The sequence below is a fragment of the Halomonas sp. AOP13-D3-9 genome (assembly GCF_052379125.1).
Lineage (GTDB): Bacteria > Pseudomonadota > Gammaproteobacteria > Pseudomonadales > Halomonadaceae > Vreelandella.
Genome location: NZ_JBQSYH010000002.1, coordinates 86,273 through 99,936, shown reverse-complemented (window position 1 = coordinate 99,936; position 13,664 = coordinate 86,273). Strand labels below are relative to the sequence as shown.

The following is a 13,664-nucleotide window of genomic DNA, read 5'->3' as shown; positions in this document are numbered from 1 at the left end:
GCTTGATCTTTGATCTGACGGCAAACTCGCTGTAGCCAGTCAGCTCGCTAAATCTTTCGATCGTCACATGATCAACGGGCAGCATGATCGCCTCCTGATAGTTTGCCGTTTAGGGCGGCGGGTTGGCTTGGCATCCTGGCGGGGTTAATGCCAAAGCGGAAAAGATCTCGGTTTACCTTTTCTGCTTTCAGAGCACGGTCTTTCCATTTGTCACGCCGTTCCTTGAGCTTTTCGATAGCGGTGAGGGTTTGGAAAGTGCCGCCTGTCAGCTGGTCTTCCTTGCGGATGCCAGCGGCTTCAGCGACTTCCACCAAGCTGCCGATCGCCATGGCGAATAGCCGTTCCCAGCGTTCGGCATCTGCATAGGCCGCTTTCGCGGCCTGCTCACTGTCTTGAAATGTGGCGCGCCAAGTCTCGTAGTTCATCCCCGACCCCCTTGGCCATAAGCCTTAAGTGCTTCGGTTAGAGCTTCGTGCTTGCCAAATAGGCGGATGTTTCCCTGTAGGTCGCCTGCGGTCATCCAAAGCTCTTCGTGATCACCTTCGCTGTGGATGATCTCGATGCGTGCAGCTTCGGCACCGCGCATCTGGCGGCGCTTATTGAACTCGACGAATTTGAACTGAGGATATTGTGGGCCTGCCTCTGGCGGGTTCTGTAAGGTTTGCATTGGTTCGCTCCTGTGGTGGAAGCCCTGCCGCCGTGGTGGGCAGCGGCAGGGCTGTTTTGCGGGTCAGAGAGTTACTTACTGAACGCTCCAAGTAGCAGCGTGACGTGTTCATCTAGCTCATCGATCAGCACCTGCTTGAACTCTTTAGCCATTTCTTCCTTTGCGGTTTCCAGGCCGATAATGCGCAGCTTTAGGCGCGGCTTGGTGTCGTCAGCCATTATCGAGACGCGGATTTCAAAGGTGCGGAAGGCAAGACCTTCATAAGGAATACAGTGGAAGCGGATAATATCCGGGGTGCTGTCACCGGCACTGGCATCCAGCGCATCCATGCCCGAACGCTTGGTATTCCAATCGCCATCTTCATGGCTGCGTTCTGAGGTCGCTTTGATCTCGATTTTGCGCACGGCGTTGGCTAACTGCTTGGCGGTGAGCTCCTGGCCGTTGCTATCGATCCCTGTGATGCAGTGATGCCAGTCCTCAATCCAGTGAGCCAATTCCTTTTGAGCAAAGCTCGTGCCGTTTGCTTGCAGGCACGCTATATAAGCACCAGTGGCTTCAAGCTTTAGGTATGCGCGGTGTTCGCCGTGGCCGGGAGCACCTGGGTTGCCCAGGTCAAAAAAGGTTGCGGCGCGCATATCGTCGATATCAACGAATACGCGGGCTTCATTTTCGGCGTTGACGTAGTTGCCGTAGTCCTCAATCGAGCTGGTGGAGAAAGTGCCGCGGAAGCGGGATGGCGTTTCTTGGTATTGCTCCAGCGACTTGAGCTCATAGCCATCCGGCACCAGTAGGGTGGGCACATCAGTGCCCGGGTTGCCAATCTGTGCCGCGTGTACGAGCGCCTGGATTTTCTCAATTACCTGGTGATCCATGGTGTGTTCCTTCATAGCATTGGTTTGCGTTGTGGTGGATTAAGCGCTGGTTAGGCGCGTTGGGTTTCGCTTTGGCCTTCCGATTGGAAGTCGAACTTGCCCTGGTTCTCAGGGAATAGCGTGAGCTTGCCACCACGACCTACATGCAACGGGGTAGAGGTGGTGTTTTCCTCTGAGCGCTTACCCTTTTGGGTGGGCTCAATCTTGCTGACTTTGTGGGTACAGCTGACCTGCCGGGCGTCGTCGATCTGTTTCATATCGAAGGTGACAGTGACTTTGCCTTGCTTGCCGGTGGCGACGATGCCCGCGGCGACTTCGCTAAGTGCGCGGCCAACTTTGTCGCGGAATACACCGGCGTCCAGGTCATCAAAAAGGGCATTGATATCGGTGGTGGTGGGTTCGTTAGCCATTGCTGGCCTCCTTTTCGTGGTGGTTTGCGCCGAAGCGCAGGGTGTCTGCGATGTCGTCATCGCATTGGTGCTGGATGGCTTCAAGGGCGCGTGACTCAATTAGCGCTGCCAAATGGTGCAGGCAGATAAAGCCCTGGCCTTTGTGGGAGTCATCCAGCGTGACAATGGGCAGTGGGATGCGCTGTTCGCGTAGGGCACGACGAAAGCGCTCCGGGCTGCGGTTTCGGAAATACGCCAGCCGTACTTTTTCAAGCGGGATCAGCACATCACCAAATTGCTGGTAAAGCAGTGCTGTGGTGGTCTGCGTTTTACCAATCGGCTGGCGAGTGCTGAGCTTGCCAATGTGGGTGCGGTCAGACGTCGGCATCATTCGCGGCCTCGCGTTGAAGTCGCAGCCCCAGGCGGTTGGCGATATAGAGCAAGCCGCGCTCGGTCACCAGTGTTTTGCCATAGGTGCGCTCTGCCCCCAGCCCGGTATGCTCGAATGCTTTGAGTTCCACGAATAGGCGACCTGCGCTGGTGTGTGGTCGCGTGCCGAGGTTGTGAGCGTCCAGCATGCCAATCGCACGCAATTGCTTACAAAGTGTGTTCCGACCGGTACCGAGTAACGTAGCGGCTTCCATGAGCGTGTAGCGTTTACCGAGTGCGTGGGCCGGTTGTGGGTGTTGAGGGGCGTTCATGCGGCGTCTCCTGAAGGTGGGATTAGGAAGCCTTCCAGTACGCGTGCCATAGCCTGCAGCTCTTCAAGCGCGTTATCACCTGCCCAGCGTTCGCGACCCGGGAGGTATACGTTCAGGGTGGTGTGCGCTTTAAAGTTTTCTTTAGCGATTTCACTAAACAGCAGCACGCTAGTCCTGAACTCATGAGAAACGCCTGCATACTCCGCACTAACGCAATAGACACCTTGCATGCTGATGGTGGTGGCCAGCTCTTGGATGTAGGCCATGGCATCGCGATGCGCCTGGGTAAGTACGCTGGGGGCTGAAATATGAACAACGGAGCTCATGCAGCACCGCCTTGCGGTGCGCGCTGGTCATTACGATAGCGGGCCGCTTCTTCAGGGGTGAGCAGATAGATCGTGCGGGATTTTGAGCCGATCAAGCGAGCGGCAACGCGTCCGGTGACGTGTTGCATTGCCTGTATGGCGATATGGCTGTTGCCAGCCGCCGGGTGAAGGATTACCCGGCATGGGTGGGCATTGGTTTGCATAGCTTTCTCCTACACGTGGTGGGCGTGTAGAAAACAGATTAGTACCATTTAGGTATTGTGTAAATACCATTTGGGTATTTTTTGTTGGGGAGAATAAATTCAGGGGTAAATTAAATACAAATCTCTTCAAGCAGCCTTTTGCCATAGTTAGTACAATTAACCCAGTTATGCTAATTTGTAGTGGTTATTTATACAGTAATGGTGGTGTTTTATGAGTTCAAGTGACATTGAGTGGACAGAGCATACGTGGAATCCCATTACGGGCTGCACAAAGGTGTCACCTGGATGTAAGCATTGCTATGCAGAGGCTATGGCGCACCGGCTCAAGGCTATGGGGGCTCGAGGGTACGAAAACGGGTTTAAGCTCTCTCTCATGCCTGAGCGCCTCTCACAACCACTGAAAAGAAAAAAGCCCACCACTTACTTTGTTAATAGTATGAGTGATCTTTTTCACGAAGATGTGCCTGATAGCTATATTGATCAGGTGCTGGCTGTTATGTCTCAGACGCCACAGCATACCTATCAGGTATTAACAAAGCGTGGGTGGCGGTTGCCAGAATTCTTTGCCGATCGCATTGCGCCGGATAATTTATGGCTTGGTGTATCTGTAGAAGATAGGAAATATGGTGTGCCCAGAATTGCAGACCTACGAAAAGTATCTGTTTCAGTCAGGTTTATTAGTGCTGAACCATTACTAGAAGATATTGGTCAGTTGGAATTAGACGGTATCCACTGGGTCATAGTTGGAGGTGAGTCTGGTAAAGGCGCTCGCCCAATGCAGCCTGAGTGGGCAGCGAATATTCAGCATCAATGTGAAACCCAAAATGTCGCTTTTTTCTTCAAGCAATGGGGGGGCTGGGGGCAAGACGGTAAGAAAAGAAGTAAAAAAGCTAACGGGCGAGATCTCAACGGGCATATTTATGACCAATTCCCCCTGATATCTCACCAAATGATCACCTAAGGATGCTATTTACGCCTCTGGTTGCAAGCTTTATTGCAGCTTCATCTGCATTAGACATTGCAAAGTACAATCTAAATAAAGTTGAGCCTCTCGCATTGTTAAAAGCCATTGGTTTTTCGTTTACATACGGGAATATTTCTTTGAGTTTTGACATGACGTATTTGTCAAGCTGTGCAGTGCCAGTTTGACGGGATCGTATTGTGTTTGGTAGCGGATCATCATCAAATAGTGAGCCAGTGCAGCCGATGTGCTCATCTTCTGCAGAGTCATAAAGAGCTTTTTCCCAGCTGTCGTCACCAAATAATTTGTTTAACCTGAGTCTCCATGTTTCATGAATATCACTAGCGTTTACAGCCGCTTGTCTAATCACAGCGCTGACTGGAAACCACAGCCAAACATCATTTCCTCTGCCTTTTGAGATTTTAACTAATGACTCCCAGTCTAACTGACAACCATATGGATCTATAAAGAATACCGCTCGATCTCTGCCAAGACTCTCACATACGTTATTTATCATAACGTTAGCATCCAGGCTGGTGATATCAACTTGAGTTTTGCAATACTCTGAAACTATGGATTGTAGTTGTGCGTTTCGCTTGGGGTGTGGCTCGTTGAAATGGTATTGATCAAAAGGAGGGAATACCATTAAAGACCTTTTTACTGAACCCTCAATAGGATCGCTATTAAAAAGCCCATCATCGAAGTCAACAGTGCCAGTACCTGAGAACGGGTCGATATAATGTTTCCTGAAGGGCATATTTTTCAGCGCAGTAGAATAAAATCTAAGATACTTATCGATTATCTCTAACTTTCTAGTAGTCCAAATACCACCAAAATTGTGCTTTTCATGAATCATGCTCCCTCCTTATTATAAGTCTTCGACTCTCCAACGGGCTTTACCTAATATCGTCCACTCGCCGTCCATCCGGGTATAACGTGGCTCAAAGCTTGAATTTGTAGCGCAAAGGTACATTTCCCCATCTTCACAACGGAGCTGTTTGAAGGTTCCGTGGTTATCAGAAATTCTCATTGCGTAAACATAGTCGCCATTTTTCCATTCAAGATCAGGGTCGATAACGATCTTATCGCCTTCCTGAAAGCGCGGTTCCATGCTTATTCCTTCGATGCGCAACGCAAAGGCATTCGGGCCTGTTGGCCCAGGTGCAATGACATACTCGCTTACGCAGGCTTCCTGGATGTTTTCCATGAGCTTTCCTGCCGATGCTAGGCCAAGTACCGGTAGTTGGCGCGATGTAGTGGTGGTGATAACAGCGGCATTATTGTCAGCGAGCGGCTGATCAAGATAGCCATGAGGTAGGTGGAGACATTGTTCGATATGGCGCGCCAAGGCATCCCCTATGCCCTTGTGGGCTGAGGCTCCTGCGATGGCACTTACTTGGCCCTGGCTTCTGTCGATCATATCGGCAAATGCTTTGAGGGTAAGGTCGCGCTCTTTTATGAGGGTTTGGACGCGCATGCGGCGCGTAGTTTTAATGTCCATACCCCAAGTTTCCTTGACATTACCTAAAAGGTAAACGAGCATTTAGGTATTGAGATATTAATACCGTATAGGTAGTATCGAGGTGATTATGACGCTATATGACTATCTTCGTGAGTTAGATCGGCCAGAGTATTCAGGTGAAAACCCGCTTGAAGCATATGCAGATCGCGTTGGTACATCTGCAGGCTATTTACGTGTCCATGTCTTAAAGGCACGTAAAGCTGCTTCGTTGCGGTATATGCGAAAGCTGGCCGAGGCAAGCGAGGGCAATGTGTCACTCCCTGAAGTGCTGATGCACTACGGAGTGACTGCTGAAGAGCTGAACAAAAAAGCCGCCTAACCAGCGGTTTTAGGGTGCCGGGGAGACCTTCCCACCACAGGTAGAACCTCCCCGGCGAGGTGCAGAGAGGTTGAATGCCCACCACAGGCCCTCTCTGCGTGTGCGCAAACCAATGCAATGAAATGCAGCACGTCTCCAATATAACCGATTGGCGGGCGGGTTGCATGGCAACGTTACGGGAGTAATGCCATGTCTAAGCGCTGGCCATCTTCCAAGGAAAGAGCACAGCGTGAAGTGCTGCCGCTTTCCTTGGCCCTCTACCACGCCGCTCGCGATTACCAGGGCGGCATCAAGGCCGTGGCCGTTACCTTCGGCCTTAACCCCATCACCCTGCAGCACAAGCTGAGCCCTACCCACGAACCCCATAAGCCCAACCTGGAAGATTTGGAAGCGGTGCTGTCGGTCACGCGTGATGAACGCATCATGGATAGCATCGGTGAAATGGCAGGCGGGGGTATATGGGTATCACCCTGCACAGCCACGGCAGAAACACCGATGCAAGGCATGATGGCCACGCTGTCAGTGCTGCAGGATCGTGTGGCGGAAATGGTTAAAACCCTGTCGGAAAGCCTAGAAGACGGGGTGATTTCACCGCTGGAAGCGGCTGAGCTGCATTTGCGTGTACGGCGTTTGATGGGGGCAGCGCTGGCCATTGAAGCCGCTGCCGATCAGTACGCGGAGGCCCGCCATGGATAAGGCTGATATCGCCCAGGAGCTGATCGAGTGGAAGCTGGAACAAGTGATGAATGCGCGCCACCGGCGGGCTGTTCCGGCAATAGCAAGCCGTTTGGAGTGCAAAGAATGCGAGGAACCCATTCCGGCAGCACGGCGTGAGGCACTGCCTGGGGTGCAGCTATGTGTTGCCTGTCAGACGATGAGGGAGGGCTGCAATGTTAGTTAAGACACTTCCCTATAAGCATTTGCTTAGTCCAGGCCCTTTTGCCTTCTTCTGTAAATGTGATGTTTGCATAGTTAAGCGTTTTGTTGGCTTCTACACCTATCTCCCCGGTAAGCAGACCGAGCCTTATAAGTTTGAGGATGGACATATATTTGGTTTCTGCAGTAAACGGTTTTTCCCTGCTGAAGGGAGCAATGGAATTCAAAAGCTTGCGTTCCGAATCACGCATTTGATTGAGAAAGCGACAGTCATTGTCGTCCAGGTCTGCCATTACAGAACCTCTTGCAAATTTGCTGCTGAATTTAACATTCGCTTAGATATTGAGCCATGTCGAGAGTTGCTGTGCTGTGATGGCTCCCTGATCAAGCCCGTAGCTTATCAGGCGAGTGGTCAGTTGCTTCAAACCTTCTTCTTTCATGCCCTTGAGGGCTTCACGAAGGGCGTGTTTTTCTTGCTCAGGTATGGCTTCGTTCTCGACGATTTTTGCATCAATAAGACCTCGGAGAGTGTCTGCGTGGAGCTTGACTTTAACCGTGCCGAGGATGGCGGAAATACCTCCGTCGTCTTCCAAAAAATCAACGCCTTTTGCTGTGATCCTTCCCGTGACGCTAACACCAGCGATTTCTGCTTGGTGATTATCAGGTCTTGTCAATATTACATTCCATTGTGTGCATTCCAGCAAACCAAGCTCACTCAAATAGCGCAAGTTAAAATCTACTTCGTTTACATGCCTGTATTCACTTGCCTCAAGCTGCGTTTGGTACTTTTTAAGGCCTCCTGCCTTAAGTCTTTCCAGAAGAAGCAATTGCAGTTCTCTATTAACCATAACGTATCTCGCAAAGAGGTGGGCCGTGCTTAAATTGCTTAGCATAGACGAATTGCGCTTAGCGTTGACACACATCCCTGCTGATGACCGCGATACTTGTATGCAGGTGGGTAACGAGTGGATGTTAGCTACAAAAGCGCAGGAATTTATTCCAGCTAGTGAGTCGCGCAATCAGCTCTTTATCTTCAAGCCCCAGTTGAAGCGTTGTGTCAATTTCGGCAACAAGGCGCAAACCTTCAACAACGCCTATATCTTCGCCGTGCAGCTTGATCACGCGTTTATCGAATTCTGCGTCAGAGAGCTTATAGGACTCACTCCAAAGGTCGGTGTACATTTTTCGGCTAACAGCTGCATGAACCTTTGCTTCTGCGGGCTTGTAAACGATTTGCATGATGCTAGTCATGGTCAGCAATACACCAGCCACACTGGCAAGTACGGCACTGCTATTAAAAACCGACCCTGCTGCACTGCTAAGGCCGATAAGCGTTACCAGCGTAAGTGCCAGATCAGCATTACGTGCAAGATTACGATACCGGCTAAGGAGACAAATGGCCGTTCTCAGCTCCCATTCCACTTCTTGTCGATCTCGTGGAACGTTTATTACTTCTTCCATAGTGTCTCCTTAGGTTTTTTCTTACTGGCCTTTGGGTGGCGGGCGTTTGGACGTAGGTACCTGCGCTTTACCCCGGTCTACGTCAGCGGGCGGCCGATATACAGGTACTTTTGCTGGATCACGACGTTCGGTTGTCATGGGTACTCCTTGGTTAGTGTGATGGGCTTGGTGTTCGCAACTAAGAGCTTACTGCACGATCAAGCTGAGTGCCCACCCTTTCATGATTGCGTTGCAGAGGAGGTTGACCATGCAGCGTGATCTACTAACTCTGGATGAGCTACGGTTGGCGTTAACCCATATCCCGCCTGATGACCGCGATACCTGGGTGAAGGTGGGCAACGCCGTTAAAACAGAGTATGGCGATAATGGTTGGTTTGCCTGGGATGAATGGAGCCAGGGCGGGGAGAGTTACAACGCGAAGGATGCGGAGAGCGTGTGGCGTAGCCTGCAAGTGGGTAGTAATCGCTTGGGCACCATCATTCACCTAGCCCAACAGCACGGTTGGACGCGCGCAAAAGTGGAGATGAGCGCGGCCGATCGCAAACAGATGAAGGCAGAGCAAGAGCAGCGGCGGAAGGCGCGCCAAGCTGAGATCGAAGTGGATGAGAGCCGCCGGGATGCAATGCGCAATACGGTGGCTATGGCGTGCCGCCACTTCATCAAAAAGCATTGTCGCCGGGAAGGGCGCTCACCTTACCTGGATGCCAAACAGGTGGACGCGTTAGGGGTGTGGTTCCCGCGTTGCTCTGTGGTGATCAGCATTGATGATCAAGCCCAGCGGGCGGACGTATGGCCGGGGCCGGAGGTTAAACGGTTTTTTGATGACCTGCCTCAACCGCGACCGGATCATATTTCGTTTATGCGTATCCAGCAGGGCGATGTGGTGGTGCCACTGCGTGATGTGCACGGCAAGGTGGTGTCGATCCAGGTGATCAAGCCCAACGGTACCAAGCTGTTCCCGAAGTATGGCCGCAAGTCGGGTACCTGGCACCGCATTGGCAATGCTAATGAAGCGGCGGTGGTGGCCGTGGCAGAGGGCTACGCAACCGCGGCTAGCATCCATATGGCGACCGGCTGGCCGGTAGCCGTTGCCCTGGATGCAGGCAACTTGCAGCGGGTGGTGCCGTTACTTGGTCAGCTCTATCAACAGGCGCGCTTGGTAATTTGTGGGGATGATGACCCACAGGTAAAAGATAACCCAGGGCGTAAAAAAGCTGAGGAAGTGGCGCAAGCCATGCATGCCGTCGCGGTATTCCCGCAGCTGAACAGGGAGGCCGCGTAATGGCAGATTGGAATGACCTGCATGTTGCTGAGGGGCTTGATGCTGTTCGGCAACAGTTGTTGGCCGCTGTTGAAGCGGCGAATGATAGCTCCCAACCTCTCCCCAGCGCCCCCTCTCCGGAGTGCGGTACCAGTGATAATGATCAAGGGCAGAATGCCGCGCCCTCACACCCACCGGAGGGGCAGGAGGAAAACCCTTACGGCGTGCGCATCCGCAAAGATGACATGCTCAAGCACTTCCGGCTGATCTACGGCACGGACTTGGTATGGGATGGGATGCGCGGCAAACTGATTCGCGTGCCTCATATCCGCGAAGCCGTTGGCCGAGAGACGTTCAAGGAGTGGCAGGATCACCCCTGGCGGATGATTGCCGAGGAGGTGGTGTTTGACCCTACTGAAGAGGTGGATCCGCGCTTAAACGTGAACCTGTATGACGGCTTTAAGATGGAGCCTGATCCACGAAGTGACGAAGGCTGTAAGTTGATTCGGGCACATATCTATCGGCTGTGTGGTAACCGAGATGCTGAATTCTGGTGGTTGTTAAAGTGGATGGCGTTGCCGTTGCAGCAACCGGGTACCAAGATGGCCAGCGCTGTGCTGGTTCACGGTGCTGAAGGTACCGGTAAGTCACTGCTGTTTGAAGGGATACTGAAGCGCATCTATGGCGAGTATGGCATCACGATCGGACAGGCCCAGTTGGAAAGCCAATTCACCGGTTGGCAGTCGCGGCGGTTATTCGCGCTGGCTGAAGAGGTGGTGAGTAGGGCAGAGAAGGCGCATTACAAAGGTGTTCTCAAGCACGTGGTCACCGGTGATGAGCTTCAGATCAACGAAAAGAACATGCCGCTACGCAGTGAGCGTAACCATGTGAACTTCGTCTTCCTATCTAACTCAACGGTACCGCTGGAGCTCGACCTTGGCGATCGCCGCTACTTCGTGCTGCACGTGGAGGATGTGCCGCCACCTGAATACTTTGAGGCACTTTCTGAGGAGATAGATAACGGTGGCGTTGAGTCGTTCTATCACTATCTGCTGAACCTTCCGCTGGGTGATTTTAAGGCGCATACCAAGCCGCCACTATCTGAAGCGAAACAACGACTGATTGACTCCAGTCTGACCCCAGCTCGGTATTTTGTTCACGAGTGGCGCAACGGTGATTTGGATTTGCCCTATGGCGTCGCGGCAGTGACTGATCTCTGGAAAGCATTCCTTCGTTGGTGCGAAAACACTAACGAGTTCAAGACCAAGAAAAGGTGGTTCTGTGATGAGGTGGCTCGGGACATGTTAAGAGATAAGCGTGATATTCGTTACCCGGCTAGTTCTGGTGCTTTCAAATCTACGCGCATGTTTGTGCCCCCTGAGTACGCCGATAAGATCGGTAAGCCCGGCTGGCCTGATTTTGCAGCAGATCAAGCGCGTCAGTTTCGTTTCAAGGTGGAAGTGAAGCACGGAGATTCTGATTCATGATTCCGACAGTCAGACGGACTATCAGACAGACTTTCAGACAGAGGAATCCCGGCATCATGCGGTTTCCGACAGTCCGACAAACTTTATCCAAGTAGCCCGTGCGCGCGCGTACGCACATGACTAACTATATATATTACTGTCTGAATGTCTGAATAATTAAATAAGTAGTTAATAAGTAAGATAAAAATTATCAGACAAACATTCAGACAGATAATCAGACAGTCAGACAGAGGGTGATATGATCAAAGAAATAGACGAACTACTGCAGCATTGGGCCGATCAGCAGCGTGGCCGTGGTCTGCGTCAGTGCAGCCCGCTGGGTAGGCTGGCAGAGTTTAAAGGCGTGATGCCGCAGGGGAGTGGGCCGAAAGGCAGCCGTGACCCGCTAGGACTGGGTGAGTTGGATGAGCTTTCTTGGCAAGTCGAGCAGGCGCTACGCACGTTGAGCGATGAAGATCAGGTGCTGGCCCATGAGCATTACCGCTGGCATGGCTATAACGACGCCAAAGCGATGCGTTTAGGCATGGCGGAAAGAACTTACTATGAGCGGCTTGATCGGCTGCACGTGCGCCTAAAGGCTGTATTGCGAGCCAGTTTCGATAAAAAACACCGGGCGTAACCCTGCGTATTGCGGCGTTGGCCCGGCGGATTGCCTGCACATTACGGCGTTGGCATTACCGACCTATTGATGCCACCGCAGTCAGCGCCCATCATTCAGCTACCGTCACATAGTTGCGTCCACACAGTGTTAATCAGCCCCGGCCTTGTGTCGGGGTTTTTGTTGGGCGTATGACTACCTATTGCTCCCGCCGTGGTGGGCGGTGCCCGGTACTGGCTCTGGTCGGTGCCGGGCATTTTATTTTGTGCTGCTGCCGATTCTGGTAATGGCCTGACTGCTGAAGATGCCTGCTTATGTCCTCTGTAATGATGCAAGAGAGCGCGCGCATTGCGCCGGTGCCATTGGGTTGGGCTGCAATGCTTGGCTCTGACCCTAGCACCCAGGTAACGCTGATTGCCGGGCTGTTGACCTGTATTTATATGCTGGCCCAGTTATTTCTGATTGTCCGCCGCGCTCGCATTGAGCGCGAAAAGCATGAAATGGCCAAGCGTGAGCACAACATCACGATAGCCAAACTCAAGGCAGAGCGTGAGAGGGCAGGCGAATGAAATGGAAAAAACGGATTGGCTTGCCTGCCATCGGTGCAGGTGCCATCGCGATTGCCGCTGCCACGGTTGGCTTCTTTGAAGGTAAGGAGAACCAGGCGTATCACGACCCGGTAGGTGTGGTGACCATTTGCTACGGGCACACCGCCACCGCCCGCATTGGACAAACCCATTCTGATGAAGAGTGCGAAGCGCTACTAAAGCAGGATCTGGGGCACGCGTTCGATGCAGTTGAACGTCATGTAACCGTAGCGCTTCCGGCAACCCGGGAGGCAGCGCTGGCTTCATTTGTTTATAACGTTGGGGAAGGCGCTTTTGCCCGCTCGACGTTGCTACGCAGATTGAACGCGGGGAATGTGAAGGCGGCATGTGATGAGTTATTACGTTGGGTTCATGCTGGAGGTGTGCGCCTACAGGGCCTGGTCAACCGGCGATATGCAGAGCGTGAGCTTTGCTTGATGGAGCCCGACGAAGTGCCTGAAATGGCGGGGCCTGAGTGATGCATTTCCGGAGACTGTTGCGTTGGGTGCCGGGTTGGCTATGGGCTGTGATCGCATTGGTGATCGCGGCCTTTTTGCTTTGGGGCCACATCCAGGGGCTGGTGGCTGAACGCGATGATGCGATCGGGCAACTGAAAACGTCCCGCCTGGAGGTCGCTGTGCTTGAAAGCGCGCTGGAGTGGCGACGCGAACAAGCAGCTCGGCAACTGAAGGCGCTGGAAGCACGGGAGGCTGAGCTGCAGCGTGTAAGAGCTGAACACAGCCAGCAGTTGGAAGCGCTAGAACAACTGGAGCAAACCGATGAAGAAACGGCTGATTGGACTGGCGTTGCTGTTCCTGATGCTGTTCGTCACTGGTTGCGCCAACTCCCCGGGCAGGTTGACCGTTCCGATCGTGCTGACCCCGGAGGTGCCGGGGTATCTGCTGAAGCCACTACCAGAACCGAAACGCCGGATTGAAAGCAATCGGGATTTGCTCCAGCTGCTGGCTGATTATGAATCGCTGCGTAAACGGGCGAATGCGGATCGAGTGACTGTTGGCCAAATATTGCTCAATCCTAGTTTGACAGAGGGGCCGTGAGATTTACTCATCCAATGAAAAGTGGTCTCTGCCATGAGAGGTTAGCTCAAATTTGGGGTTCTGATACTTATCCCAGGGGAGTGGTGGATGGTTAGTTTGTAACCAACTTCTAATGGCTTTGTTTCTGTTATCTCGTATTTCAGGACATTTATTCCAAAAACCTCGCGTGATGTTGAAGGTCTCATTGGTTCCGTTGATGGTGATCGTTACTGTTTTCCAGGCAGGATCAAAGTAAGTATCTCGGTTTTGATTACCAACACGAATACCGTAAGTGGGTGACTTCTTGCTACCGCCAAACCATGCGCTTGCCAGCATAGGTTACCTCCGTCATCGAGTTCACTAGTTGGAAAGACTAACGTAAATGCTTGGGTCCTCC

The 13,664-nt window shown here is 52.4% G+C and carries 24 protein-coding genes; 10 read left to right on the top strand and 14 right to left on the bottom strand.

The window, feature by feature from the left end:
- Nucleotides 1-71: 71 nt before the first annotated feature.
- The 8 genes from ACT3UM_RS02510 to ACT3UM_RS02475 all read right to left on the bottom strand — a co-directional run bounded on the left by ACT3UM_RS02510 (nt 72) and on the right by ACT3UM_RS02475 (nt 3,158).
- Nucleotides 72-425: a hypothetical protein gene (locus tag ACT3UM_RS02510; RefSeq protein ID WP_498895857.1), complete on the bottom strand. Its 354-nt coding sequence runs from the start codon at nt 423-425 to the stop codon at nt 72-74.
- Complete coding sequence (locus ACT3UM_RS02505; protein WP_498895855.1) at nt 422-667, bottom strand: hypothetical protein; 246 nt, start codon at nt 665-667, stop codon at nt 422-424. The genes ACT3UM_RS02510 and ACT3UM_RS02505 overlap by 4 nt, the downstream gene beginning before the upstream one ends.
- A 71-nt stretch (nt 668-738) precedes the next feature.
- Nucleotides 739-1,539 (bottom strand): DUF2303 family protein, encoded by an 801-nt coding sequence (locus ACT3UM_RS02500; RefSeq protein WP_498895853.1) that lies wholly within the window; start codon nt 1,537-1,539, stop codon nt 739-741.
- Between the two features lie 50 nt (nt 1,540-1,589).
- Nucleotides 1,590-1,949, bottom strand: coding sequence for a YfdP family phage-associated protein (locus ACT3UM_RS02495; RefSeq protein ID WP_498895851.1), 360 nt, complete (start codon nt 1,947-1,949; stop codon nt 1,590-1,592).
- Nucleotides 1,942-2,319, bottom strand: coding sequence for a pyocin activator PrtN family protein (locus tag ACT3UM_RS02490; RefSeq protein ID WP_498895849.1), 378 nt, complete (start codon nt 2,317-2,319; stop codon nt 1,942-1,944). The genes ACT3UM_RS02495 and ACT3UM_RS02490 overlap by 8 nt, the downstream gene beginning before the upstream one ends.
- Nucleotides 2,303-2,629, bottom strand: coding sequence for a phage antirepressor KilAC domain-containing protein (locus tag ACT3UM_RS02485; RefSeq protein WP_498895847.1), 327 nt, complete (start codon nt 2,627-2,629; stop codon nt 2,303-2,305). The genes ACT3UM_RS02490 and ACT3UM_RS02485 overlap by 17 nt, the downstream gene beginning before the upstream one ends.
- On the bottom strand, nt 2,626-2,955 hold the full coding sequence (locus tag ACT3UM_RS02480) for a hypothetical protein (protein ID WP_498895845.1): 330 nt from the start codon (nt 2,953-2,955) through the stop codon (nt 2,626-2,628). The genes ACT3UM_RS02485 and ACT3UM_RS02480 overlap by 4 nt, the downstream gene beginning before the upstream one ends.
- Entirely contained in the window at nt 2,952-3,158 is a 207-nt protein-coding gene (locus tag ACT3UM_RS02475) for a hypothetical protein (RefSeq protein ID WP_498895843.1), read from the bottom strand. Before ACT3UM_RS02475 ends, ACT3UM_RS02480 begins: the two co-directional genes overlap by 4 nt.
- A 211-nt stretch (nt 3,159-3,369) precedes the next feature.
- Between ACT3UM_RS02475 and ACT3UM_RS02470 the strand changes: the two genes are divergently transcribed.
- Nucleotides 3,370-4,119: a DUF5131 family protein gene (locus ACT3UM_RS02470; RefSeq protein ID WP_498895841.1), complete on the top strand. Its 750-nt coding sequence runs from the start codon at nt 3,370-3,372 to the stop codon at nt 4,117-4,119.
- Here the strand turns inward: ACT3UM_RS02470 and tcmP are convergent.
- Complete coding sequence (gene tcmP, locus ACT3UM_RS02465; protein ID WP_498895839.1) at nt 4,112-4,975, bottom strand: three-Cys-motif partner protein TcmP; 864 nt, start codon at nt 4,973-4,975, stop codon at nt 4,112-4,114. The genes ACT3UM_RS02470 and tcmP overlap by 8 nt on opposite strands.
- A 12-nt stretch (nt 4,976-4,987) precedes the next feature.
- Nucleotides 4,988-5,620 (bottom strand): LexA family protein, encoded by a 633-nt coding sequence (locus tag ACT3UM_RS02460; RefSeq protein ID WP_498895837.1) that lies wholly within the window; start codon nt 5,618-5,620, stop codon nt 4,988-4,990.
- An 88-nt stretch (nt 5,621-5,708) separates the two neighbouring features.
- Between ACT3UM_RS02460 and ACT3UM_RS02455 the strand changes: the two genes are divergently transcribed.
- The 3 genes from ACT3UM_RS02455 to ACT3UM_RS02445 all read left to right on the top strand — a co-directional run bounded on the left by ACT3UM_RS02455 (nt 5,709) and on the right by ACT3UM_RS02445 (nt 6,861).
- Nucleotides 5,709-5,960, top strand: coding sequence for a hypothetical protein (locus ACT3UM_RS02455; protein ID WP_498895835.1), 252 nt, complete (start codon nt 5,709-5,711; stop codon nt 5,958-5,960).
- 189 nt (nt 5,961-6,149) lie between these two features.
- Nucleotides 6,150-6,656 carry a phage regulatory CII family protein gene (locus tag ACT3UM_RS02450; RefSeq protein ID WP_498895833.1) on the top strand — a complete coding sequence of 169 codons (507 nt, stop codon included), beginning with the start codon at nt 6,150-6,152 and terminating at the stop codon, nt 6,654-6,656.
- The gene (locus ACT3UM_RS02445) at nt 6,649-6,861 is read left to right on the top strand and encodes a TraR/DksA C4-type zinc finger protein (RefSeq protein ID WP_498895831.1); all 213 of its coding nucleotides are present in this window, start codon (nt 6,649-6,651) and stop codon (nt 6,859-6,861) included. The genes ACT3UM_RS02450 and ACT3UM_RS02445 overlap by 8 nt, the downstream gene beginning before the upstream one ends.
- On the opposite strand, the gene ACT3UM_RS02440 is transcribed toward ACT3UM_RS02445, so the two are convergent.
- From ACT3UM_RS02440 to ACT3UM_RS02430, 3 genes are all read right to left on the bottom strand, one after another.
- On the bottom strand, nt 6,854-7,129 hold the full coding sequence (locus ACT3UM_RS02440; protein ID WP_498895829.1) for a hypothetical protein: 276 nt from the start codon (nt 7,127-7,129) through the stop codon (nt 6,854-6,856). The genes ACT3UM_RS02445 and ACT3UM_RS02440 overlap by 8 nt on opposite strands.
- 42 nt (nt 7,130-7,171) lie before the next feature.
- Complete coding sequence (locus ACT3UM_RS02435; protein ID WP_498895827.1) at nt 7,172-7,684, bottom strand: hypothetical protein; 513 nt, start codon at nt 7,682-7,684, stop codon at nt 7,172-7,174.
- Nucleotides 7,685-7,808: 124 nt separating this feature from the next.
- Nucleotides 7,809-8,297 carry a hypothetical protein gene (locus ACT3UM_RS02430; RefSeq protein ID WP_498895825.1) on the bottom strand — a complete coding sequence of 163 codons (489 nt, stop codon included), beginning with the start codon at nt 8,295-8,297 and terminating at the stop codon, nt 7,809-7,811.
- Nucleotides 8,298-8,544: 247 nt separating this feature from the next.
- On the opposite strand from ACT3UM_RS02430, the gene ACT3UM_RS02425 reads away from it, so the two are divergent.
- The 6 genes from ACT3UM_RS02425 to ACT3UM_RS02400 all read left to right on the top strand — a co-directional run bounded on the left by ACT3UM_RS02425 (nt 8,545) and on the right by ACT3UM_RS02400 (nt 13,167).
- Nucleotides 8,545-9,579 carry a PriCT-2 domain-containing protein gene (locus tag ACT3UM_RS02425; protein WP_498895824.1) on the top strand — a complete coding sequence of 345 codons (1,035 nt, stop codon included), beginning with the start codon at nt 8,545-8,547 and terminating at the stop codon, nt 9,577-9,579.
- Entirely contained in the window at nt 9,579-11,045 is a 1,467-nt protein-coding gene (locus tag ACT3UM_RS02420) for a primase-helicase family protein (RefSeq protein WP_498895822.1), read from the top strand. The genes ACT3UM_RS02425 and ACT3UM_RS02420 overlap by 1 nt, the downstream gene beginning before the upstream one ends.
- Nucleotides 11,046-11,283: 238 nt before the next feature.
- Nucleotides 11,284-11,664, top strand: a complete 381-nt coding sequence (locus ACT3UM_RS02415; protein WP_498895820.1) for a hypothetical protein — start codon at nt 11,284-11,286, stop codon at nt 11,662-11,664.
- Nucleotides 11,665-11,957: 293 nt separating this feature from the next.
- Nucleotides 11,958-12,212, top strand: coding sequence for a hypothetical protein (locus ACT3UM_RS02410; protein ID WP_498895818.1), 255 nt, complete (start codon nt 11,958-11,960; stop codon nt 12,210-12,212).
- Nucleotides 12,209-12,709, top strand: a complete 501-nt coding sequence (locus ACT3UM_RS02405; protein ID WP_498895816.1) for a lysozyme — start codon at nt 12,209-12,211, stop codon at nt 12,707-12,709. The genes ACT3UM_RS02410 and ACT3UM_RS02405 overlap by 4 nt, the downstream gene beginning before the upstream one ends.
- On the top strand, nt 12,709-13,167 hold the full coding sequence (locus ACT3UM_RS02400) for a hypothetical protein (RefSeq protein ID WP_498895814.1): 459 nt from the start codon (nt 12,709-12,711) through the stop codon (nt 13,165-13,167). The genes ACT3UM_RS02405 and ACT3UM_RS02400 overlap by 1 nt, the downstream gene beginning before the upstream one ends.
- A 124-nt stretch (nt 13,168-13,291) precedes the next feature.
- Here ACT3UM_RS02400 and ACT3UM_RS02395 read toward each other — a convergent pair whose 3' ends face one another.
- Complete coding sequence (locus ACT3UM_RS02395; protein WP_498895812.1) at nt 13,292-13,603, bottom strand: hypothetical protein; 312 nt, start codon at nt 13,601-13,603, stop codon at nt 13,292-13,294.
- Nucleotides 13,604-13,664 lie beyond the last annotated feature (61 nt).